The 23,361-nt window shown below is 39.4% G+C and carries 16 protein-coding genes; 15 read left to right on the plus strand and 1 reads right to left on the minus strand.

All coding sequences use genetic code 11. From position 1 onward, the window contains the following. Positions 1–343 precede the first annotated feature (343 nt). From KJS37_RS03880 to KJS37_RS03950, 15 genes are all read left to right on the plus strand, one after another. The gene (locus KJS37_RS03880) at positions 344–1,486 is read left to right on the plus strand and encodes a glucose-1-phosphate adenylyltransferase (RefSeq protein ID WP_213495979.1); all 1,143 of its coding nucleotides are present in this window, start codon (positions 344–346) and stop codon (positions 1,484–1,486) included. Further along, positions 1,476–2,621 (plus strand): glucose-1-phosphate adenylyltransferase subunit GlgD, encoded by a 1,146-nt coding sequence (gene glgD / locus KJS37_RS03885; RefSeq protein ID WP_213495981.1) that lies wholly within the window; start codon positions 1,476–1,478, stop codon positions 2,619–2,621. Before KJS37_RS03880 ends, glgD begins: the two co-directional genes overlap by 11 nt. Before the next feature lie 53 nt (positions 2,622–2,674). After that, on the plus strand, positions 2,675–4,111 hold the full coding sequence (gene glgA, locus KJS37_RS03890; protein WP_213495984.1) for a glycogen synthase GlgA: 1,437 nt from the start codon (positions 2,675–2,677) through the stop codon (positions 4,109–4,111). Positions 4,112–4,183: 72 nt separating this feature from the next. Further along, positions 4,184–6,586 carry a glycogen/starch/alpha-glucan phosphorylase gene (locus tag KJS37_RS03895; protein WP_213495986.1) on the plus strand — a complete coding sequence of 801 codons (2,403 nt, stop codon included), beginning with the start codon at positions 4,184–4,186 and terminating at the stop codon, positions 6,584–6,586. An 87-nt stretch (positions 6,587–6,673) separates the two neighbouring features. Beyond that, positions 6,674–8,491 carry a glycoside hydrolase family 13 protein gene (locus KJS37_RS03900; protein ID WP_213495988.1) on the plus strand — a complete coding sequence of 606 codons (1,818 nt, stop codon included), beginning with the start codon at positions 6,674–6,676 and terminating at the stop codon, positions 8,489–8,491. 208 nt (positions 8,492–8,699) lie between these two features. Continuing rightward, on the plus strand, positions 8,700–10,148 hold the full coding sequence (locus KJS37_RS03905; protein ID WP_014025183.1) for a cytochrome ubiquinol oxidase subunit I: 1,449 nt from the start codon (positions 8,700–8,702) through the stop codon (positions 10,146–10,148). After that, positions 10,145–11,140 carry a cytochrome d ubiquinol oxidase subunit II gene (cydB, locus tag KJS37_RS03910; RefSeq protein WP_019294287.1) on the plus strand — a complete coding sequence of 332 codons (996 nt, stop codon included), beginning with the start codon at positions 10,145–10,147 and terminating at the stop codon, positions 11,138–11,140. Before KJS37_RS03905 ends, cydB begins: the two co-directional genes overlap by 4 nt. Positions 11,141–11,285: 145 nt before the next feature. Continuing rightward, positions 11,286–12,992 carry a thiol reductant ABC exporter subunit CydD gene (gene cydD / locus KJS37_RS03915; RefSeq protein ID WP_213495989.1) on the plus strand — a complete coding sequence of 569 codons (1,707 nt, stop codon included), beginning with the start codon at positions 11,286–11,288 and terminating at the stop codon, positions 12,990–12,992. A gap of 31 nt (positions 12,993–13,023) precedes the next feature. Beyond that, positions 13,024–14,742: a thiol reductant ABC exporter subunit CydC gene (cydC, locus tag KJS37_RS03920; RefSeq protein ID WP_017368589.1), complete on the plus strand. Its 1,719-nt coding sequence runs from the start codon at positions 13,024–13,026 to the stop codon at positions 14,740–14,742. A 98-nt stretch (positions 14,743–14,840) separates the two neighbouring features. Then, positions 14,841–15,482, plus strand: coding sequence for a MarR family winged helix-turn-helix transcriptional regulator (locus KJS37_RS03925; RefSeq protein WP_017368590.1), 642 nt, complete (start codon positions 14,841–14,843; stop codon positions 15,480–15,482). 88 nt (positions 15,483–15,570) lie between these two features. Beyond that, positions 15,571–17,556: an ABC transporter ATP-binding protein/permease gene (locus KJS37_RS03930; RefSeq protein ID WP_213495990.1), complete on the plus strand. Its 1,986-nt coding sequence runs from the start codon at positions 15,571–15,573 to the stop codon at positions 17,554–17,556. Between the two features lie 206 nt (positions 17,557–17,762). After that, positions 17,763–17,972 carry a hypothetical protein gene (locus KJS37_RS03935; protein ID WP_244851328.1) on the plus strand — a complete coding sequence of 70 codons (210 nt, stop codon included), beginning with the start codon at positions 17,763–17,765 and terminating at the stop codon, positions 17,970–17,972. Next, positions 17,969–19,531 carry a hypothetical protein gene (locus KJS37_RS03940; protein WP_213495991.1) on the plus strand — a complete coding sequence of 521 codons (1,563 nt, stop codon included), beginning with the start codon at positions 17,969–17,971 and terminating at the stop codon, positions 19,529–19,531. The genes KJS37_RS03935 and KJS37_RS03940 overlap by 4 nt, the downstream gene beginning before the upstream one ends. A 74-nt stretch (positions 19,532–19,605) precedes the next feature. After that, a complete protein-coding gene (locus KJS37_RS03945; RefSeq protein ID WP_213495992.1) occupies positions 19,606–20,091 on the plus strand; it encodes a DUF8821 family protein in 486 nt (161 codons plus the stop codon). A gap of 196 nt (positions 20,092–20,287) precedes the next feature. After that, the gene (locus KJS37_RS03950; protein WP_165714111.1) at positions 20,288–20,641 is read left to right on the plus strand and encodes a YxeA family protein; all 354 of its coding nucleotides are present in this window, start codon (positions 20,288–20,290) and stop codon (positions 20,639–20,641) included. A 473-nt stretch (positions 20,642–21,114) separates the two neighbouring features. Here KJS37_RS03950 and KJS37_RS03955 read toward each other — a convergent pair whose 3' ends face one another. Further along, entirely contained in the window at positions 21,115–22,767 is a 1,653-nt protein-coding gene (locus KJS37_RS03955) for a SulP family inorganic anion transporter (protein ID WP_213495993.1), read from the minus strand. Between the last annotated feature and the right edge of the window lie 594 nt (positions 22,768–23,361).

A 23,361-nucleotide genomic window follows, 5' to 3' on the forward strand; every position in this document is an offset into this window, starting at 1 on the left:
CAGTTTTAATAGAGTAGAGAGGTTAAATTTTTTATTGTGAATTTTCAGAATTTTATAATTTATAACGTTGTGAAATTTTTGTAAAAAAACCATGTAGAGTATCGAGGTTAAATGAGAAAAATTTTATTTTTAATTCTTTTAAATAAAAATTTTAGTAAAGGTTTTTGCATGGAAAGTTTTAAAGAAACTATGATAAATCAGGGGTTAATGTGTTTTTTTAATGTAAGAATAGCAGTAAAATGAGTTTTACATTAAAAACATTTGACTTTTATATTTTAATCATATAAAATTACATTAAGTTAATTAAAAATTTCTAATGATGCATATAAAGTGGAGGTCTATTATGGGAATAGAAATGCTTGGTCTAATACTTGCCGGTGGGCAAGGCACGCGTCTTGGTAAGCTGACGAAGGATGTCGCAAAGCCAGCTGTACCGTTTGGCGGACGTTACCGAATTATCGATTTTGCCTTATCTAACTGTGTCAATTCAAATGTTAAAAATGTAGGAGTAATTACCCAATACGAACCTTTGGTACTTAATGAGCATATCGGAAACGGGGCACCTTGGGGGTTAAATGGTGTAAATAGTGATGTAACAATTCTACAACCTTATTCCTCAACAGAAGGAAGCAAGTACTTTGAAGGGACCGCACATGCTATTTATCAAAATATGGCTTACATTGACAAAAAAGACCCAGAATACATCTTAGTACTATCAGGAGATCACATTTATAAGATGGATTATGAAGCAATGCTAACGAGCCACAAGGAAAATGAAGCAAGCTTGACGGTTTCAGTCATGGAAGTACCTATGGAAGAGGCCAGTCGTTTCGGTATTATGAATACAGACGATAATGACCGTATTATTGAATTTGAAGAAAAGCCAGCAGAACCAAAATCCAATCTTGCATCGATGGGGATTTATATCTTCAACTGGAAGCGACTCCGTGATGTTTTGGTGACAGGTTATGCTAAAGGCGTGGATATGGAAGATTTTGGTAGCAATGTCATCCCTGCCTATATTGACTCTGGTGAAAATGTCTTTGCTTACCGTTTTAAAGGCTATTGGAAAGATGTGGGAACGATTGATAGTCTGCATGAATCCAGTATGGAATTCCTCAATCTTGGAAATGAACTAGATATAAAGGATAAGGAATGGCGAATTTATTCTCGTAATGACAATTCAGCACCACAATATTTAACGAGAAATGCCAAGGTAAAAGCTGCCTTGATTGGAGATGGCTGTTACGTGGACGGAGAAGTGACCGATACGATCTTATCCCAGAATGTCCATGTTCAAGAGGGAAGTAAAATCGAAAAAAGTTTTGTCATGTCTGGCGCATATATCGGAAAAAATGTCACCATCCAATATGCCATTCTTGGAGAAAAAGCTAAAATTGGGGACAATGTAGAAATAATCGGAAAACCAGGTGATATTGCTGTTATTGGCCACGGAGAAGTAAGAGGGGAAGAAAATGAAGACTGAAAATAAAATTTGTGCAATCTTGTCGAATGTCACACGTAATGAAGAACTCTCTCCTCTTACTGATCAACGTCCGATTGCGACATTGCCCTTTGAATGTAAATATCGCCTGATTGATTTTCCTTTATCTTCTTTAGCCAATGCACAGGTGAGCTCCATCTTTATGACGGCAAACCAAGGAGAGACACAGTCTATCTTCGATCATATGGGCGCAGGAAGCGAGTGGGGGCTTGATAGTTTTAAAAATCGCTATTTTGTCTATATCCAGCAAGATTTTCAGCGCCTTAAAGAGCAAGGACAGCCTTATTTTAATCAGCAGATTAATTTTTTGCGGAAAGCGAAAGCAGCTTATACGGTTTTGCTGGACAGTAAATTTATCTGTAATGTTGACTTAGCAGCAGTTTTAAAAATTCACAAAGCTTCTGAAAAGCCAATTACTGCGGTCTATAAAAAAGTTTCACCAGATGTAGCAGAAGCTTCGGATACCATTATTCGCTTTGACAAAGATAATAAAGCCTCAAGCAGCTTCCTCTCTCAGCTTACGGATGTTCAAGAGAAAGAAGCGCTCAGTTTAAATATGTTTATTGTTGATACAGAATGGCTGATTGCTTTTTTGCAAAGAATGCAAGAAGAGGGGGAGTATGCTTCTAGTTCACGCCTATTACGTAAATATTTAGTGGAATTTGATATTAATACTTACGAATACACAGGCTGCATGAGCAATATCAAGAGCATCAAGTCTTACTACGATGCCAATATGCTGATGCTTGAACCAAGTAATTTTACTGCTTTGCTCTATGGGAATCATCCTGTACGGACGAAAATGAACAATGAAGTTCCAACTTACTTTTCACGGGAGAGTAATGTCACAAACAGTCAACTGAGTTCAGGATGTGTTATCGAAGGCAAGGTATCAGATTCTTTAATCTCACGTCGTTCAAAAATTGAAAAAAATGCCTCAGTCGAAAAGGCGATGATCTTTACCGATAGTGAAATTAGAAGTGGGGCAAAAGTGGCCTATGCGATTGTTGACAAGCATGTAATTATTGAAAGTGGTGTGAAAGTTGAAGGTACATCAGAGCATCCTGTGGTTATTCCGAAATATACAGTGGTGAGGGAAGACGTTATTCAAAAATAGTCTTCTTTAGGGGCAAGAGAAGTCAAAAATCATAGGATGAATAAGGAGAAAGCATGAAAGTATTATTTGCATCAAGTGAGTGTGCGCCATTTTTTAAGACAGGTGGTTTAGGAGATGTCACAGGTGCTCTTCCTAAAGAACTTGCCAAGAATCCCGATATGCAGGTCGCGGTCATCTTGCCTTACTACAAATACGGTATCGCTGAGCACTATAAAGCTCACATGAAAGATGAATTTTGGAACTATGTTAATGTCGGATGGCGTCACGAATATGTCGGCGTAAAGCGTTTAGTTCAGGATAATGTCACTTATTATTTCCTAGATAATGAGAATTATTTTGGTCGTGATGAAATTTATGGTTATGGTGATGATGGAGAGCGATGGGCCTTTTTCTGTCTTGCTATTGCGCAGCTGATAGAACGTTTAGCTTTTGTTCCCGATATTCTTCATGTCAATGATTGTCATACAGCTATGCTGCCTTTCCTCCTGAAGGAAAAATATCAGTGGATCAATGCTTATCGCGATATAAAAACGGTATTGACTATCCACAATATTGAGTTCCAGGGGATTATGCAAGGTTCAGCTTTGTCAGAACTTTTTGGTATGGGAATGGAGCGTTATCATGAAGGCGTTGTACGTCATAATGATATGCTTAATAGCCTCAAAACAGGGATCCTCTATGCGGATCGTGTCAATACAGTTTCACCAACCTATGCTCAGGAAATTCAAACACCTGAGTTTGGCTGTGGTTTAGACCCGATTTTAAGATATGTCTCTGATAAACTTGTGGGTATTGTCAACGGAATTGACTATGACGTTTATAATCCAGCCACAGATAAATGGATTGAACATCATTTTTCAAGCTCTGACTTGGAGGGCAAAGCGAAAATGAAGCAGGACTTACAAGAACGTGTAGATCTTCCTGTAGCTGCAGATAAGCCCTTGATAGGTATTGTCAGTCGCTTGACCACTCAAAAAGGTTTTGATCTTGTTTTGGAGCGCATGGATGACATTTTAAGTCAAGATGTACAAGTCGTTATATTAGGAACAGGCTATACGGATATTGAGCAAGGTTTCCGTCACTTTTCAGAAAAATATCCTGAAAAATGTGCGGCAATCATTAGCTTTGACTTGAAGCTCGCTCAGGAAATCTATGCAGCCAGCGATTTTTTCCTGATGCCCTCGGCATTTGAGCCTTGTGGCCTTTCGCAAATGATTGCCATGCGTTACGGTACTCTGCCCATAGTCCATGAAATTGGTGGGCTCAAAGATACAGTTCAACCTTATAATCCTTATACAGCCGAAGGAACAGGATTTGGCTTTGTGGATTTTACAGGACAAGTTTTGGTGGATACCATTAATCAAGCATTAAATCTATATGCGAGTGAACCAGATATTATTTATAAATTGAGAATTCGTGCGATGAAGCAAGATTTTTCGTGGAAGACAAAGGCTGAGCAATACATTCATCTTTATCAAGAAATAATCTAAAGAAAGCGTGTTTGTCTCTCAGAAAACCTTTCCTAAAGTAGGAATAGAAAACAAAAAGCGGAGTAAGATATATTGAAGCTTTCAAAAACGCAATTTAAAAAAGACTTTGAAAAAAGACTGACGTCCAAGTTTGCTACTGATGTAAGTAAGGCGGGGGTCACAGAAACCTTTGCAACCTTATCCTCTGTTGTGAAGCACTATTATACACAAATTTGGCAAGCTGATAATCAGTATAAAGATGAAGTGCAACAGAAGCAGACTTATTATTTTTCCATAGAATTTTTGCCTGGAAAAATGCTGAAAAGCAATCTTCTTAATCTTGGTATTTTAGCGACGGTTCGCGACGGTTTAGCAGATCTGGGCATTGATCTGGAAAAGGTCGCCCAAATAGAACCAGATATGGCTATTGGTAATGGTGGTTTGGGCCGTTTGGCAAGCTGTTTTATGGATTCGGCAGCTTCTACAGGTTTTCCAGTGAATGGTAATGGGATACGCTACCGTTATGGCCTCTTCAAACAAAAAATAATTGATGGTTACCAAGTTGAACTACCAGATTCATGGCTTAATAATGTGAATCCTTGGGAGGTGAGACGTGCAGATAAGGCCATCGAAGTTACTTTTGGTGGTGAAGCTTGGTTAGAAGAAGACGAGACAGGCCATCTCATCCCGCGTTATCGTAATCAAGAGCGTGTGTTAGCGGTACCTTATGATACGCCCATGGTTGGTTTTGAAAATACACGCGTAAATAATATGTGTCTGTGGCATTCCGAAGTGCCTCAAGATCTGGATGTGAAGTTCCAAAACATGGAATACATGAACCAAACTTCAATGCTTTCAGCTGAGCTATATCCTGATGATTCTAACTATGATGGCCGCCTGCTTCGCCTTAAACAGGAATATTTTTTTGTATCAGCTGGACTTCAAAGAATCATCCGACACTACAAGGCTAATAATGATGCCCCACTGATACAGATTGCAGACTATATTGCAGTGCACATCAATGATACGCACCCCGCACTTTGTGTGCCAGAGTTCATGCGTCTTCTCCTCGATGAGAATGGTCTGTCATGGACACAAGCTTGGGACATTACCGTTAAAGTGATGAGTTATACCAATCATACTATATTATCGGAAGCCTTAGAAAAATGGCCTGAAGAGATGGTACAAATGCTCTTGCCAAGGATTTATCAGATTATCAAGGAAATTGACAACCGTCGTACAGAGGAATTGACGTCTCTTGTAGGTGCAGAAGTGGTACAAAAAACAAGTATTGTGAAAGATGGTCAGATTCATATGGCGAGCTTAGCAATCATTGGTTCGCACTCAATAAATGGGGTAGCCCAACTTCATTCGGATATTCTTAAAGATGTGGAGTTACATGACTTTTACCAATTATACCCAGAGCGTTTCAATAATAAAACCAATGGTATAGCAGATCGAAGATGGCTTCAAATCGCCAATGAAGGCTTGTCAAACCTGATTGATGAAAAGATTGGCAAAGCGTGGCGTCATGACTTGAAGGAACTCGAGGCGTTAAAGGCTTTTTATGAAGATGAAGCAACGCTGAAAGAACTTTTAGCGGTCAAGTTTCAAAACAAAAAAGCCTTAGCTCTCTTGATTAAGGAAAAAAATGGTATTGAAGTAAATCCTGATGCGATTTTTGATGTACAGGTCAAGCGGCTGCATGCTTATAAACGTCAACTTTTAAATTTACTTCACATCTTGAAACTCTATTTTGATATCAAAGATCAGCCAGACATAGAAATGGTCCCACGTGTCTTTATTTTTGGTGCTAAAGCTGCGCCTGGTTATCATTATGCTAAAAGCATTATCAAAGCCATCAATGAAATTGCTGATATGATTAATTCAGACCCAGTGGTTAAGGACCGAATCAAAGTGATCTTTATGGAAAACTATAATGTAAGTCTTGCTGAAAGTATCATTCCAGCAGCAGATGTAGGAGAACAAATCTCACTGGCTTCAAAAGAAGCATCGGGCACTTCAAATATGAAATTTATGCTCAACGGTGCACTTACAATGGCGACCTTAGACGGGGCAAATATTGAGATTAAGGAAGCTTGTGGTGATGAAAATATCTTCATCTTTGGGCTAACCAAGGATAAAGTTTATGAGTACTACAAAAATGGCAATTACAATGCGCGTGATATTTACGAACAAAACCCTATTGTGCATCGTATCCTCAATGCCTTCGTTGATGGAACCATTCCTAATATTACAAATGAAGGCCCTGAAATATTTGACTCACTTACAGCCTTCAATGATGAATATTTCCTACTGCGCGATTTTAATGACTATGTCCGTGCCCAGAAAGATCTTGAAACACTCTATCGTAATCCCAAAGCTTGGGCACAAGCAAGTTTGATGAATATTGCAACTTCTGGAATTTTCTCGTCCGACCGTACGATACGACAATATGCCGAAGAGATTTGGTTTGTCAAAGAAAAAAATGAGTAAAAACATAAAATTGTGCCAGTAAAAAGGAAAGAAGTTACTCTTTCCTTTTTTACACATAGAGCATATGCAATTGAGAGGAGACTGACAATGTACTACTATAACTCTTGGGATGCAGACTTCAAACAACCTTTCGGGGCAATTCAAGTGGGACAAATCATGAAGGTCAATCTGAAAACCGACAAGGAAAATGTTACTATCAAGTTTATCATTCGACGTGACTTCGGTGCCCGCTCGGAGTTTGATATGCAAAAGTTAGGGGGAGGCATTTTTAGTGCTTCCGTCAAGTTCGATGTTGGACAAGGGCTTTACTACTATTATTTTGAAATCAGTGAACCAACGGATTGGGGCATTAAAAAGTTTTATTATGGCTGTAGCGGCCTTGGTGGTGAAGGTGTACTTTATATGAATGAAAATGATGTACGCCCCTATCAAGCAACGATTTTTTCCATGAGGGATGTCGCTCCAGCATGGTATCGGGAAGCCGTCTTTTATCAAATATTTCCAGATCGTTTTCATAATGGCAATCCAGATGGTAAAATCAATCATCCCAAACCTAATTCCTTCATTTATGCGACAAAAGAAGATACGCCGCTTTATGTCAAGAATGAAAATGGTGACGTTGTACGGTGGGATTTCTTTGGTGGGAATATTCGTGGTATTATCGAAAAGATACCTTACCTGAAAGAACTGGGCATTACCGCACTTTATCTCAATCCTATTTTTTCAGCAACCAGTAATCATCGCTACGATACCAATGACTATCTGCAAATAGATAGCATGCTAGGAACAGAAGAAGATTTTCAAGAATTAGTGGACGTTCTTCACACAGAAAATATGCGTATCGTTCTGGATGGTGTTTTTTCCCATGTGGGTAAGGATTCGCGCTATTTTAATCTCTCGGGACAATATGGAAGCGATGTGGGTGCAGCTAAAAATCCAGACAGTCGTTACATGGATTGGTTTAAATTTACAGAATATCCAATGAATTATAAATCATGGTGGGGGATTAAAGATCTTCCAGAAGTGGATAAAGACAATCCTTCATTTCGGGATTTTATCTATGGGGATACACATTCGGTCTTAGCCAAGTGGAATCAATTTGGCATAGATGGCTGGCGGTTGGATGTGGCGGATGAACTTCCGGACAGTTTTATTCGTGGCATCCGCAAAAATTTGTCCCGCTATCCAGAGACGATTCTTATCGGTGAAGTGTGGGAAGATGCCTCTAATAAGATTTCCTATGGTCAGCGGCGTAACTATATTTTGGGTGAGAGTTTACAAGCCGTGATGAATTATCCGTTTCGTGATTTGATCATTGCTTACCTTACAATGACGAAAACAGCTCAGGACCTTGCTTATCAAATGCTGGTTTTGAGTGAAAACTATCCTCATGATATTTTTTACAATAATTTTAATAACCTTGGTACACACGACACGGAACGTATCTTGACGATGGTCGGTGATGAAGCAAATGATTTGGCTGTAGGAATGCTCTTTAGCCTCCCAGGAGTACCTTGTATCTATTATGGTGATGAAGCAGGACTAACAGGTCGTAAAGACCCCAAAAATAGGAAATATTTCCCGTGGAATAATATCCATGAGCCGACTTATGGTTTGTATCGTCAGTGGATTGTCAAACGGCATTCAGAAAAGACGCTCACTCAGGGGAAATTTACTACATTTTTCCAAGGAAATATCCTGGGAATTCTGCGATACACGGACTACGAAGCTTTTATCTATGTTATTAATCCTACAGATGAAGCAGTCAAACTAACATTTGAAGACATTCATTTTCTACAAAAACTTTCTTTTGTTGAGCTATTGAGAGAGTGTCTTGATGAATTTATCCTTCCAGCAAAATCAGGACAGGATTTCAAGATTATTAGGATAAAAAATATGGTTTAAAAAGAAACACTGTCCTTAAAAAACAGTGTTTTTTTGTGTCAAGTTGAACACCAAAGAAGAAGCTGTATAATAAATGTATCAAAATTTAAAATTTATAAACAAATTTCTTTTCGATACGCTTTCATAGTGTTACAATGAATTGTAATTAATTTTTTGTTAGTCTCGAAAATTGTGTACTTTTACCTTTATTCGAGCAATAGGAGGCTTTATGTTGACAATTGAAACTCTCGCGCGTTTCCAGTTTGGCATGACCACAATCTTCCACTTTTTCTTTGTTCCCCTTTCGATAGGGTTAACATTGATGACCTTTATTATGGAAGCATTGTATGTTAAAACGGGCGATGAGAAATGGAAAACACGTACCAAATTCTTTGGTGCAATCATGCTATTATCTTTTGCCGTCGGAGTCGTGACTGGTATTATTCAGGAATTCCAATTTGGGATGAACTGGTCAGACTATTCACGATTTGTCGGTGATATCTTTGGAGCACCACTTGCTGTAGAAGCACTGCTTGCATTCTTTATGGAATCAACGTTCTTGGGTGTTTGGATGTTTGGTTGGGACCGTATAGGCAAAAAGTTGCACTTGGCGGCACTTGGCTTAGTTATGGTCGGCACTTGGCTTTCTTCACTTTGGATTTTGGCAGCGAACAGCTTCATGCAAAATCCAGTGGGCTATGAAGTTATTGATGGTCGTGCAACATTGACCAGTTTCTCAGCTTTATTGACAAACCCACAAACAACCTTAGAATTTACCCATGTTATTACAGGTTCGTTCTTGACAGGTGGATTTGCAGTTGCTGGTATTTCTGCATTCCAAATCCTCAAAAAACGTGAAGTTGATTTCTTCAAACCTGCATTGCGTTTAGGACTCTTGGTGGCCTTGATTGGTGCGATGGGGAACTTTGTAGCTGGTGACCAACAAATGTTGGAAGTTAAAAACACGCAACCGATGAAATTCTCAGCGACAGAGGGTGTTTATGAAACAACAGAGGACCCAGCAGCTTGGGACATGATTGCATTCTTTAACGAAGCTGATCACAAGTCCGTTTTCGGTGTGCGCATACCGTACGTGCTGTCAATCTTGACATACCACCGTCCTTCAGGTTCAGTTGAAGGGATGAATCAAATCAACAAGGAACTGGAAGCTAAATATGGAGATCATCTGAATTACTATCCACCAGTTACAGTCCTCTTCTATACATTCCGTATTATGGCTGGATTGAGCATGTACTTTATGCTGATTTCAGCTCTCGGCCTCTTCTGGACACGCCGTAAGAAACCTTGGATGTATGAAAAACCTGGAATGATGCGTCTTTACGGCTGGTCAATGTTCTTGCCATTCCTTGCTATCACTTCAGGTTGGTTGGTCACTGAGTTGGGCCGTTATCCATGGACTGTATATGGACTCTTTACAATCAAAGATTCTGTCTCACCCAACGTTTCAGTGGGAAGCTTGCTCTTCTCAAATATCGTTTATTTCCTTCTTTTCTGTGTTTTAGGTACTATCATGATTATCTTGACACGCCGTATTATGCGTGACAGTGCACATAAGGCAGAAACAGCTTATGTTGATTTAGATCCGTTCAGCAGCCATAATCTTGGTAAGGACAAGCATTCTAAATCAGAAGAAAAAGAAGAGGAGGCTTTGAAATGAGCGGATTACAATTATTTTGGTTTATCTTAATTGCAGTGCTCTTTGGGGGATTCTTCTTCCTCGAAGGCTTCGACTTTGGTGTAGGAATGAGCGTTTTGGCCTTGGCACGTAATAAACGTGAGGTCAACCAAGCAATTGCTACAATCGGTCCTTTCTGGGACATGAACGAAGTATGGCTCTTGACAGCCGGCGGTGCTATGTTTGCCAGCTTCCCTTATTGGTATGCTTCCCTTTTCTCTGGTTATTACAACATCTTGTTGTTAATTCTCGCCTGCTTGATTTTACGTGGGGTAACCTTTGAGTTCCGTCACCGTAGCGAATCAGAAAAAGTAGAGCGTGGCTGGGAAATTATTTTAGGAGTGACAAGCTTCTTTATTCCTTTCTTGTTCGGCTTGATGTTTACCAGCATGATTCAAGGTGTTCCAATGGATGCACGCGGTGATATCTATGCCAGCTTCACAACATACGTAAACCCACTTTCACTTGTTGGTGGTGTTGCAGTAGCTTTGATGAGCTTCTTGCACGGCTTGAACTACATTGCTTTGAAGACAGAAGGAAATATGCGCAAACGGGCGAATGACCTTGCAAACAAACTTTACTTTGTGCTTTATGCAGGGGAAGTTGTCTTTGCTCTCTTGATTGCTATGAAAACAGACTTTATTGAAAAACATGCAGCTTTAACAATTGGGTTGTTAGCTGTTATCGTTCTCTTGACTGTGTTTGCACATGTTTCGGTTGCTAAGAAACGTGAAATGTCAGCCTTCTTATCTTCTGGTTTGACTTTCCTTGCATTGGTTGCTTTACTTTTCCAAGGGTTGTTCCCACGTGTAATGATTGCTGAAAATCCAGCTTATAGCATCTTGATTAAGGATGCAAGCTCAACACACTATACTTTGACAACAATGTCCTACATCACAATAGCAATCTTGCCATTTGTGCTTGCTTATATGGCGTGGACTTACTACATTTTCAGAAAACGTATCAGTGAATAATTGATTCTAAAATTCCTTTTTTAAAGGAATTTTTTATTAGACAAAAGCGAATAAAAGCGTGAAATTATAAGCAGTTTCAAAGGCTTGATACTCATATTTTGTTATAATAAAAGTTATCATATGAATAAGAATAGGTAATAAAAAAATGATTGACAGAACTCTATTTACTCTTCCAGGAGTACGTAAGATTCTTCCCGCTCTTGGAGGGCTCGCCCTACTTCAAGCGCTTTGTATTTTAGGACAGGCTTTATTTCTGTCGCAAGCAATAACAGGTCTATGGCAAGGTCAAGAGCTCATGCAGGTTTTGATCTACATTGTTGGCTTTTTTCTAAGCTTTTTTGGGCGAGAAGTCGTAAACTTTTTACGTCAATATATGCTTGATAAGGTGTCTTACCATTTGGCAGCAGATATGCGTGGGCAGATTCTTGAAAAAGCTTTTAAACTTGGGCCGTCTGTCACACGTGAAATGGGAACAGGTAATCTGACATCAACAGTTATTTCCGGCATTGATGAGGTCGAAACTTATATCAAGTTGGTACTTTCTAAAGTCTTGAATATGATGATAATCCCGATTCTTTTGCTGATTGCGATTGCCTTTCTGGATTTACAGACAGCGATTGTGTTGGCGATTGCCTTTCCCTTTGCCATAATCTTCATGATTTTACTGGGTTATGCTGCACAAGGGCAGGCAGAAAGACAGTATAAGAGCTTCCAACTTTTATCCAATCACTTCTTAGATTCGCTCCGCGGGATTTCGACCTTAAAATATTTTGGCTTATCAAAAACATATGCCAATTCCATTTATCAAACGTCAGAACGTTTCCGTAAAGCAACAATGGCTACGTTACGTGTTGCGATTCTCTCAACTTTTGCACTGGATTTCTTTGCAACCTTGTCTGTTGCTACAGTAGCTTTGTTTTTAGGTCTTCGCTTGATGAACGGTGCAATTCTCTTGTTCCCAGCCTTGGCTGCTTTGATTTTGGCTCCAGAGTATTTCTTGCCTTTGCGTGACTTTGCCTCGGACTATCACGCAACGCTAAATGGTAAAAATGCTTATGCCAGTGTTAACGAAGTGCTGAAAACAGAAGATCATTTGACAAATGTTCTTCCTGAGCCTATCCGTTGGACAGAAGAGTCACAGCTGAAACTTCATAATTTGAGCAAAGTTTTTGATACTGGACGTGGTGTCTCGGACATTAATCTAGAGCTGCAAGGCTTTACCAAGGTAGCCATAGTCGGTGAATCGGGTTCAGGTAAATCGACATTGCTAAGTATGCTGTCAGGGTTTCTTATGCCAAGTGCTGGAGAGATTCAGCTCAATGAATATCAGATGACATCACTTAACGATGAAAACTTCCGCCAGTCTTTGCAATTTATCCCTCAAAATACTTATATCTTTGCAGGAACATTACGCGCTAACTTAGCCTTTTATCAGCCAGATGCTACAGATGAAGCAATCACTCATGCAGCTGAACTTGCCGGTTTGAAAAACTTGCTAGAAGAAATCGGGCTGGATGCAAATATTGGTGCAGGAGGCCGTACCTTATCTGGTGGGCAAATGCAACGTGTGGCACTCACGCGAGCATTTCTCTCTCAAGAAAGAAATATTCTTTTCCTTGATGAGCCAACGGCGCACCTTGATGTAGAAACGGAACTGGAGATAAAGGAAAATATTCTGCCACTCTTTGAGGACAAGCTCGTCTTTTTGGCGACTCACCGCTTGCATTGGCTGCCTCAGATGGACTTAATTCTCGTTCTCAATGAAGGGAAGCTTGAAGCTGCAGGCTCACATAAAGAACTCTTAACGACTAATACATACTATCAAGAGCTCTTGCGTGAGATGAGAGGTTAAACAGCATGATTGTAAAAACAATGGAGAAAAAATGAAGAAGATTCTTTTTAATAATGATTGGATCACACCTTTCCTGCGTAAATATCGTTTCGGAATGATTCTTGCAATTATTTTAGGGACAATAACGATGTTTTGCGCTGGCCTGCTTATGTTTTCAGCGGGCTATGTGATTTCAAAATCAGCAACTAAACCCGAAAACATTTTGATTATCTATGTGCCTGTTCTGATGGTTCGTGTCTTTGGTATTTCACGGCCTGTGGTGCGTTATATTGAACGCTTAACATCCCACAACTGGATTTTACGCATTACCAGTAACCTTCGGCGCAAGCTTTACCTCAGATTGGAAAAATCAGCGATTGGTCTGTCTGAACGCTACAAGTTAGGTGACCTTCTCGGCTTGCTTAATGAAGATATTGCAAATATTCAGGACTTGTTCTTGCGGACTCTTTTCCCTTTGATGATTGTTGGCTCTTTATCTGTAGCTCTCATCATCGCTTCAGGCGTCTTCTCGATAACCTTAGCTCTTGTAGTTGCCTTTTTCTTAGGCCTGATGGTTATCGTGCTTCCTTATGTGTCACTGAAAGTATCGGCGAAATATGACCGTGATTTGAAAAACTATCGCAACCAACTCTTTTCTAACTTGACAGATGATGTTTTAGGCTTGCAAGACTGGGTTTTATCAGGGAGAAAGGAAGATTTCTTGCTTGATTATCAAACCTCAGAAAAAGCAGCACGTCAAATTCAGGAAAAACTGTTGAGCTATGTACGGAAACGTAACCTTGTGTTGCAGCTCATCTTTGCTTTACTTGTGGTCTATCTGATTGTTTGGTCAGGTTCAACCTTAAATGCGGGAGATGCACCGAACTACATTGCCGCTGTTTCTTTAGCTGCCTTTCCTTTGTTTGATGCCTTTGCACCTTTGTCTGACGCTGTTGTTGAGACACAACGTTATGGTGATTCTGTTCAGCGTCTCAATGATTTACCTGATGTTAAGGAAGAGGTGCGACAAGAAACGATTACGGAGACAGACTTACAAATTTCTAACTTAAGTTTTGCTTTTGATGACAAGCTTATCTTTGATGACTTAAATCTCCATATCAAAAAAGGAGAGCATGTAGCGATTTTAGGTCGCTCAGGAGTAGGTAAATCAACCTTAGCAAGCCTTATCCGTGGGGATCTTATTGCACAGCAAGGGACTTTGGATTTGTCCGGAATTGCACCAGCTTATGCCAATAATGTTGAAGAAAAGATTGGTGTTATTAACCAAAGCCCATATATTTTCAATGCCAGCATCCGTTCCAATCTTAGCTTGGCTCGGCTTGATGCCAGTGACGAAGAAATTTGGAATGCTTTAGAGCTTGTAGGCTTGAAAAAAATGGTAGCTTCCCTGCCTAATCAACTCAACGAGGTCGTGGATGAAGCAGGACTACGTTTTTCAGGGGGGGAACGTCAGCGTTTAGCCTTAGCACGTATTTTGCTGTCCGATGTTGATATGGTTATCTTGGATGAACCGACGGTTTCGCTAGATCCGATTACCGAAAATCAACTGTTGCGTCTCTTCTTTGAGCGCTTAAAAGACAAAACGATTATCTTTATCACTCACCATCTGTTGGGTGTACAACACATGGATCGTGTTATCTTTTTAGAAAAAGGTAAAATCAAGCTTGATGATCAACCGGCATACCTTCTTGAACACAATGAAGACTTCCGTAAGCTTTATCAAATGGACTTAGGAACTAACGACTATTAAGAGTCGTTAGTTTTTATATTGACAAAACGAAATAAAAGTATTAAAATGTATTTTGTTAGCTTGTGTATTAGCTAAACTAAATATCAAGGAGAATAACTGTGTCAGCAGAAACAAATAAATTATTACACCTCTTTTCAAAACTACTCCATAATCCTCAACTTCTTATGGCTTTACATATGGAAAGAATGACAAGTCGACTCGGAGAAAAAAAATCACGTACAGGCGCACAAGGGCTTCTGGTTGAACTCTGGAAGGCTGATGGACTGACCAATGCTGAAATTGCCGAAATCTTGGATATCCGACCTTCAAGCGTAACAGCTCAAGTGAAGAGTTTAGAGCAACGTGGCTTGGTCAAACGTGTCACAGACGAAAATGATAAGCGAGTGAGCCGTGTTTTCCTGACGGAAGAAGGCAAGCAAGCTCAAGTTGAACGTAAAGAAAGTCAAGATGACTTATCAGAAGGCATTTTTGGTAATCTTACAGAAGAAGAACAAGTTCAACTGATTCACATTTTGGAAAAACTTGAAGAAGCTAATCCAGCTGATGAGGAATGTGATTTCCGCTTTGGTGGTGGCATGCGTCCTGGAGGCTTTGACCCACGAATGATGCATCACATGGGCAGAGAAATGGAAGCAAAAATGAGGAAAGAGATGCGACGTCAGATGCGAGATGCGCATAATCCATGGAATTTTGGGCATAATCCACGCAGCAGAAACGATGATAACTGGGACGATTTTTAAAATAAGCTTAAATCAGTCTAAGGTCCTAAGTTCTTTGGTACAATTTAAGGTATAATAGAAACATCTTTATTATTAGAAAGAAGAAATTATGCCCGTATTAGAATTAAAAAATATTAGGAAATCATACTTTTTAGGTAAAGATGAATTTCCAGTACTTAAGGGGATTGACCTTGAGTTTGAGCGTGGAGACTTTGTCAGCTTACTCGGTGAGTCTGGTGGTGGTAAATCAACCCTCATGAATATCATCGGTGGTTTGGACCGTGAATATGATGGGGATGTCATCATTGATGGTGTCGCGCAAAAGGCAAAGAAAGAAAAAGATATGGATGCTTACCGCCGGGATACGATCGGCTTTATCTTCCAGTCTTTCAACTTGATCAACTACTTGAGCGTGCTTGACAATATCTTGATTAGCTTGAAAATGACAAGCCTATCAGAAAAAGAGCGTGTCGAACGTGCGGTTGAGTTAACCAAACAAGTTGGCCTTTACGAGCACCGTAAGAAAAAACCTGCACAGTTGTCAGGCGGACAAAAACAACGTGTAGCCATTGCGCGTGCTTTGGCCAGTGATCCTGAGATTATCCTTGCTGATGAGCCTACAGGAGCGCTTGATTCGCAAAATACGAAAGAAGTATTGGCCCTTCTCCGCCAAATCGCACAGTCTGGTAAGACAGTGATTGTCGTCACTCACTCTCAAGAAGTTGCGGACTATGGCACACGTACCATTCGTCTGGCAGATGGGCAGATTATCGGAGACGAGCGTGATAAGCCAGCTTATCCTGTGCCTGATGAAGCAAAGTCTTTCAAGACAAAGGCTCTTTCTTATGGTGATGTGGTTAAAACAGCCTTTAAGCACTTTACAAATACTTGGAAAATCAATCTTCTCATTGCTATTGGTACAGCTATTGGCTTGTTCTCTGTTATTTTCTTCCTTGGTCTAGGGACTGGGGCAACAAAATATATGAATGATCAGGTGACAAGTTTGGCAAACCCTAATATTATTTCCGTGGTTCAACGCGACCCCGCAAATAATCAGGGTAAAGATAATGATGAAGCCTTCTCAATTGCGCAGCAAACAATGCTTGGTATCTCTGATAAAAACATTAACAAGTTGAAGGACTTGGATAATGTTAAAACAGTGGATGCAGGGATTACAAAAGCAGGTGCTGTGACTCTTGACTATAAGGGGCAAACAACAAGTAACCAAGCGATTATGTCTTGGACACCGATGATTCAGTCTTCAACGTTACATGCTGGTTCAGAACCTAAAGGTAAACAAATCGTTATCTCTGAAGCAGACATGAAGAAGTTTGATCAAAAAGCATATGAAGCAAAAGACTGGAAAGCTGTGATTGGTAAAACAGTCAAAGTAAGCTTCCAAACTGTGGATAAAAACAATACTCCTGTGACTATCACAGAAGATATGGAAATCTCAGGCGTCTTGCAAGATATGCCAATGGTTGGTACTTTGACTTCAACAGAGGCATTGAAAGAAATGCTTACTGCAAATAATATCGATGCGATGCCAAACACAGCCTACGTCACTGTGACAGATACAGATAAAGTTAAAGATGTAACCAAAGCTATCAATGATATCAAAGATAATGACAAACTTGTGTTTGCCTCAACAAATATCGGTAGTATGTTGGATACAATCACAGATATTACAGGGATTGTCTCAACTGTCTTGGCTGCCATTGCTGGTATTAGCTTGATTGTTTCAATCTTTATGATTGTGGTAACAACTTATATGTCCGTTGCCGAACGGACTAAAGAAATTGGTGTCCTTCGTGCCTTAGGTGGACGTCGTAAAGATGTTTCTCGTATGTTTACAGCCGAGAGCGTTATCCTTGGCTTGTCATCTGCAGTTATTGCGATTGCCCTTGCCTTTGCGGGACAAAGTATCATCAACAAAGCTTTGCATAGCTTAGTCGGTGGAAATATCGTTCAGATTACTTCTGGCCATATTATCTTTGCTGTAATTATCGCGCTGATCATCGCTTTACTTTCAAGTCTTGCACCTGCAGCACGTGCAGCACGTTTGAACACTATCGAAGCCTTGGCTGCTGATTAATATATAAGAAGAAGTTCTACGAAGAAGTAGGGCTTTTTTTGTTGCTCAATTATCCTCTGCGCATATCTTAGAAACAGAGGAGTTGTTGTCACAAGTGCTCACCCCTAATATTATTTTGAAAATCATAAGAAAAACATTACAATAATATTATATAGATGTTATTGTTGTTACTTAATGATAACAAAATACTTGACGGGGTAAAGCAGATGACTTATAATCGGTCAGCACAGCACAGCACAGCACAGCACAGCACAGCACAGCACAGCACAGCACAGCACAGCACAGCACAGCACAGCACCAGCGGTAGACATCCGCCTATTTTTACTTGCACCCAAACGCTCAGGACCCCTTGGAGCGTTTTTTGGCATTTACAATTATCAATCAATAGAATCAATAGAAATGAGGAAAACCTATGACACCAGATAAAAAACGGAAACTGCGGAATATCGCTATCCTATCTCTGCTCGGCTTAATCGGTGGCACCTTCGCCTTCACAGCCTTTAACCAACAAGCCATTAATGACCGTTTACGTGATAATGAAGTTGAAGTTGGTGGTCGTGTCCACGATTACTACAATCGTGATACAGAAAACAAGGATATTTTTGTCGAAAACTATGGTCAAACACCCATTATGGCACGTATTCGTCTGTCCGAGTTTATGGAAATCCAAGAGCGTGGTCAAGATAATTTTACACCTGTCGTAGAGGGGACGAGCCGTGAAAATACACAGGGGTGGAGTACTTATATTCCTTCTGGAACTAATCTTAATACACGTACAGGCGAAGGAGCGGATCGCCTGAATCAGTATTCGAACTTAACTTTTGGTTGGACACGTAATGGACAGACTGCACCTTGGTATCTTCCAACCTTTAATCATGATGAAGAAGATCTCCGCACAGCTGCGGCAGGCGACGCTCTTGACTACCTTGAAGACGGAGCCACACATCCAGGAGACGGTACAGATGGTTACTGGTCTGAAGGTGAAAGTCACGACAATAGCGCGGGGACTTGGCCGGGTTCTATGGTCATACGCGAAACTGCGCAAAACCTCCCGCAAGACCACGAGCCAATCACACTCCAAGCATGGGCTGCACTTGAAGAAGAGGAAAAAAATGGTAATTTTTGGGTCATTGATCAAAATACAGGCTGGGCTTACTGGGCTAATGCCCTTAATGCGGGTCAGACAACCTCTTACTTGCTGGATGCAGCTGAAATGACTCCTATAGCGGATGCCATCAATGGGACATACTATTATGGTATCCATGTGGATAGCCAGCTTATAAGTCTAGATCAAGAGTTTGAGGATGAAAATAGTGCCTCAGGGGACTTGTCTGACCTCCTCACAAGCATCAGAACTGATGCGGATGGTAATCCTTTTCCAGATACAGATGCACCTGTAAGTGCCTTTAATTTTAGTCGTATGGAGTCTGGTCGTATCTTTACTATGGCAGGAGAACAATACCGCTATCTTGAGGATATGGGTGAGGGGAATCATATGATTATACAAAATAAAGGAATATCTATGAATGAACAGATAGAGAATTGGTATGCATCCCTTGAGCAAGAAGTTCATGACATAGTACAGCCAATAACTACAGAAGTTGGTGATTTTCCAAGTAATACGATAACTTGGCAAGACGGCATTTCTGGTTGGATACCTGCTAATTTCGCTCAGAATTCAGCTCTTTTATCAACCGTCAATGAAGAGAGTGGTTCTAAACGGGCGTTTGAATTGTCATTAGCTGATGTAGCACGTTTGTCAGAAAATGGCGTATTTTCTACACCAAAAGACCGTACTATAGATGGTTCTAAACCATTATGGAGATTATCCACTTTTGCTGGAACTGCTGGCCCCGTACTTCGGATGACTTGGGCTGTGTCAAATAGTGACGGATTATTGGCTGCAATTCCAAGAAGTTCCCCAAGTTTAATAGAGTATTATATACGGCCCGCCCTCATCATCAATCCTAACTAAAATTAACAAGTGAAACCTCCCTAAGTACCCATAAATTTCTGCTATAATAAAGTAAAAAGAAGCAGGAGGTCTTTATGGCATATAAGGTTAATTTTAAAGAAGGACAGGTGGAGACGAAAGGACTGGAAAGCTCACCAGTAGCGGAAAGCCTCGCAGGTTTGCGTGCCAATGAAGCCCGTTATTTCTGGAACAAATATAAATTCGAATACATCACTTTTCCTGCTGTGGAAAAGGAAAAAGAAGTCGCTTGGCTGAAAAAATTGCTGAAAGAGGAGCGTGATCTTGAGTTTGCATCTCCCATTTTGGAAGTAGCGATTTATGAAGATGAAGACATCTACTGGCCAGAGTTTTACTTTGAAGATGGCATGGTCATTAATGTCCTCTATGAGAAAACGGCTGAGGAAGGGAAGAAGCCTAAACGTGCGGTTGGCTTCAAACTTTCAGTCGGTATGGAAATACCACAAGAGCTGGATGGGAAATTCAAGTTTGCGCGTCAGCGTTCAAAACTTGCGGGTGAGATACGTGGGTCGTACTTTGTCTTGAAGCAAGACTGGGTTTAGCAGGAATTTCAGAATGCTGTTCTCTTTCTAACTGAAAATTGCGGCGCAAAAATACCGAGAAGCATATAATCTTTTCGGTTTTTATTATCTAAAATTACATGCAGTGCTTAAAAGCTACTTTTCATATTCATTTTATTAAAACCGAGTCATCAGAACATGATATAATCAAGATAATGAAAAGATTAAGGATGATAAAGTGAAAAAAATTATTTTGCTATATTCTGCTGTTTTCCTAATCATTGGTGGTAGTGCTTATTCATGGTACAAGTCCCAATATAAGGGAGATAATTATTATGTAAGGATTTATGATGCGTATAAACCTAGTGAAAAAGAAGTTTATAAAAAAGGTAAAAAAGTAATCCAGTATACTTACACAGTACAAGGGTTTGATGAAAAGGGAGACAGTCAAATATTAAAGTTCAGTACTTTTTATAAAATAAAACCATATTCTTATTTAGAAATTTTTTACAACGAAGAAAATGGAAGTGTCGATTGGGTAGGACGTGATAGAAGTGAAATCCCCAAGAATGCTTTGGAACAATTACAATAAAAACATTTCCCTTGCTGAGTAGCTCTTTTAAAAAATAGAGTGTGATGATGTGATGCTTAATATTTCTGATTTTATATGTCAGAACAATCATAAAATGTCTGTTTTATTTCAGGGGCAACAGGAGATGTTTCGGGGAGAAAGTGTCTACTTTCCGTCCCCGCCTTGGCAGTTTTTCTGTAATACCATTTTTCCAGCGTACAAACTTTAGATTAGTTTCTAAAGTTTTTTATTTTTTCTTCGAGTTGTTTCTTATGTTCTTTCATAAAAACGAGGTGTTCGTTTAATGTCTCATCACCTTGAACACACCACTGGATAAATTTTGCGATATCTTTGATTGTGATGAAAAAGTCTCTCGAAATCCTATTCGAGAGACTTTAGACTATATGTGTTTGCACTATAACGACAGCTGTTCTGTATTAAAACAAACTGTCGCACTAAAATATCATTGTTTCTTCCAAGACTACTTTTAATAATTAAGCAAAGCTTTCTGCACGTTCAAGTGATGCATCAATATTTTTACAAATGTTGTCTCGACCTATTTTTTCAATAAAACCAGCTTTTTCCATAACATGATAGGGTTGTTCATTGACATGAGAAAGGATCAATGTCATTTTCTTCTTTTTGCAAATTTCAAAAGTTTCTTCAAGAGCTTCAAGTCCTGAAATATCCATCGCAGGTACATTACGCATCCGTAGGATCAAGACCCTTTTTCCTTCCTCATGTGTAAAATTAAGAAATTCAGTTGTAGCACCAAAAAATAAAGAACCAAATATTTCATAGACAACGGTATGTTTGGGAACCTGTTTTAAATCAATATCTTCAGAAATTTCTTCGTTGTCTAGGTTGTCTTTATCTACCCATTGACGAACTGTAGCAACATCTGACATACGTTTCAAAAACAAGAAGGCTGCTAAAATCATTCCGAATTCAATGGCAACAACCAGATCAAAAAATACTGTTAAGAAAAGTGTAATTAATAAAACTGCAATGTCACTCTTTGGTGCTTTACGCAGCATGTAAATAAAGGTGCGCCAACCACTCATATTATAAGCAACTATAACCAAAATTGAGGCTAAACAACTCATAGGGATAAGTGAAGCATAAGGCATTAAGAATAAGAGAATTAAAAGTAAAGTTAATGCATGGACTATGCCAGCTATTGGTGTACGTCCTCCATTTTTTACATTAGCTGCTGTACGTGCAATAGCACCTGTAGCAGGAATACCGCCAAACAGCGCAGACATCATATTTCCCACTCCTTGCCCCACCAATTCAGCATTCGAGCGATGACGACTCCCAATCATACCATCTGAAACCACGCATGAAAGAAGTGATTCAATAGAGGCTAAAATCGCAATAGTAAAAGCAGGGGAAATCATTTGGCGAATTAAAGAAAAGGATAGGTTTGGCATTGTGAGTGTGGGTAATCCTGCCTTGATGGTATACAAATCACCAATCGTAGCCACTGATAAATGGCCGAAACTGACAATAGCTGTTGTCACTATAATAGCAACAAGTGAACCGGGTATTTTTTGAGACACATGTGGCCAAAAAATCTGAATAAGTAAAGCAAGCATCCCAATCATTAAAGTTGGCCACTGAATTGTATGGAAGTGCTGGACATAGCTTACCCATTTTTCAACAAATTCAGCTGGAACTGCTCCCATATCAAGTCCGAACAAATCTTTTAGCTGTCCTGAAAAAATTCCTATTGCAATACCCAGTGTAAATCCTACGGTAATTGTTTTAGGAATAAATTTAATCAAGTTTCCGAAGCGGAGAACCCCCATCAGAATCATCATAATACCTGCTAGAAAGGTTGCAATTGTTAACCCACTCATTCCATATTGAGCAATAATACCATAAATAATAACAACAAATGCAGCAGTCGGCCCTCCGATTTGAACGCGACTTCCTCCTAAAAATGAAATAAAAAAACCTGCAACAACAGCTGTATAAAGTCCCTGCTCTGGTTTCACTCCTGATGCAATTGCTAAAGCGATGGATAGCGGTAAAGCAATGATTGCGACGATAATACCAGCAATAAGATCTTTGGCAAATTGCTCTCTTGAATAATCTTTAAGAACACTAAACAGTTTTGGTTTAATATATTTAAAAGTGTTCATTCTTTCCTCCTATTTCTATATACTTATGAAAAGTCAACTCTAACATTTTATCATACTCAAAATTAAAATATAGAGAATATTTAAATATTAGGATTCCAACAATGTTTTGGACTCAAAGTATGACCTCTGCTTGACTAAGATGTTGAGGATTGTTGAAATTATATAATATAACTATTTTGTAGTTTTGATTAACTTGATGCACTCAAGCTTAAATATATGATAGGTGAATAAAAATTTTAAAACAAAGCTCTGTTAAGGAAAAAATATCTTAACAGAGTTTTATTTTGTATCTTTATCCTAGAAAAAAATACTAAAAAGAAGAGATTTTGAAGTTAAACTTCTTATTTTATTGGATACAGAATTTCCTTTCTTTACGCTTTAACTATGGATGGGGCAGCCTGAAACAAAAAGTTCTTTCTGATTTATTGTTATCTACAGGCACAACTGATTTAAGATTTTTAAATGTACCCAAAGTTTTTGTAAATGCAGAAGTGACTAAACAGGCAGCAAGGATGTTCTTGAAACATGCGAGGTGTTGGGAGTGAAAAGAATAGCGCCTGTGTTTTCTTTTTAGTTTTATTTATTGATAACAAG

Origin of the sequence: Lactococcus formosensis, from assembly GCF_018403745.1 — a bacterium.
Classification (GTDB): Bacteria; Bacillota; Bacilli; order Lactobacillales; family Streptococcaceae; genus Lactococcus; species Lactococcus formosensis.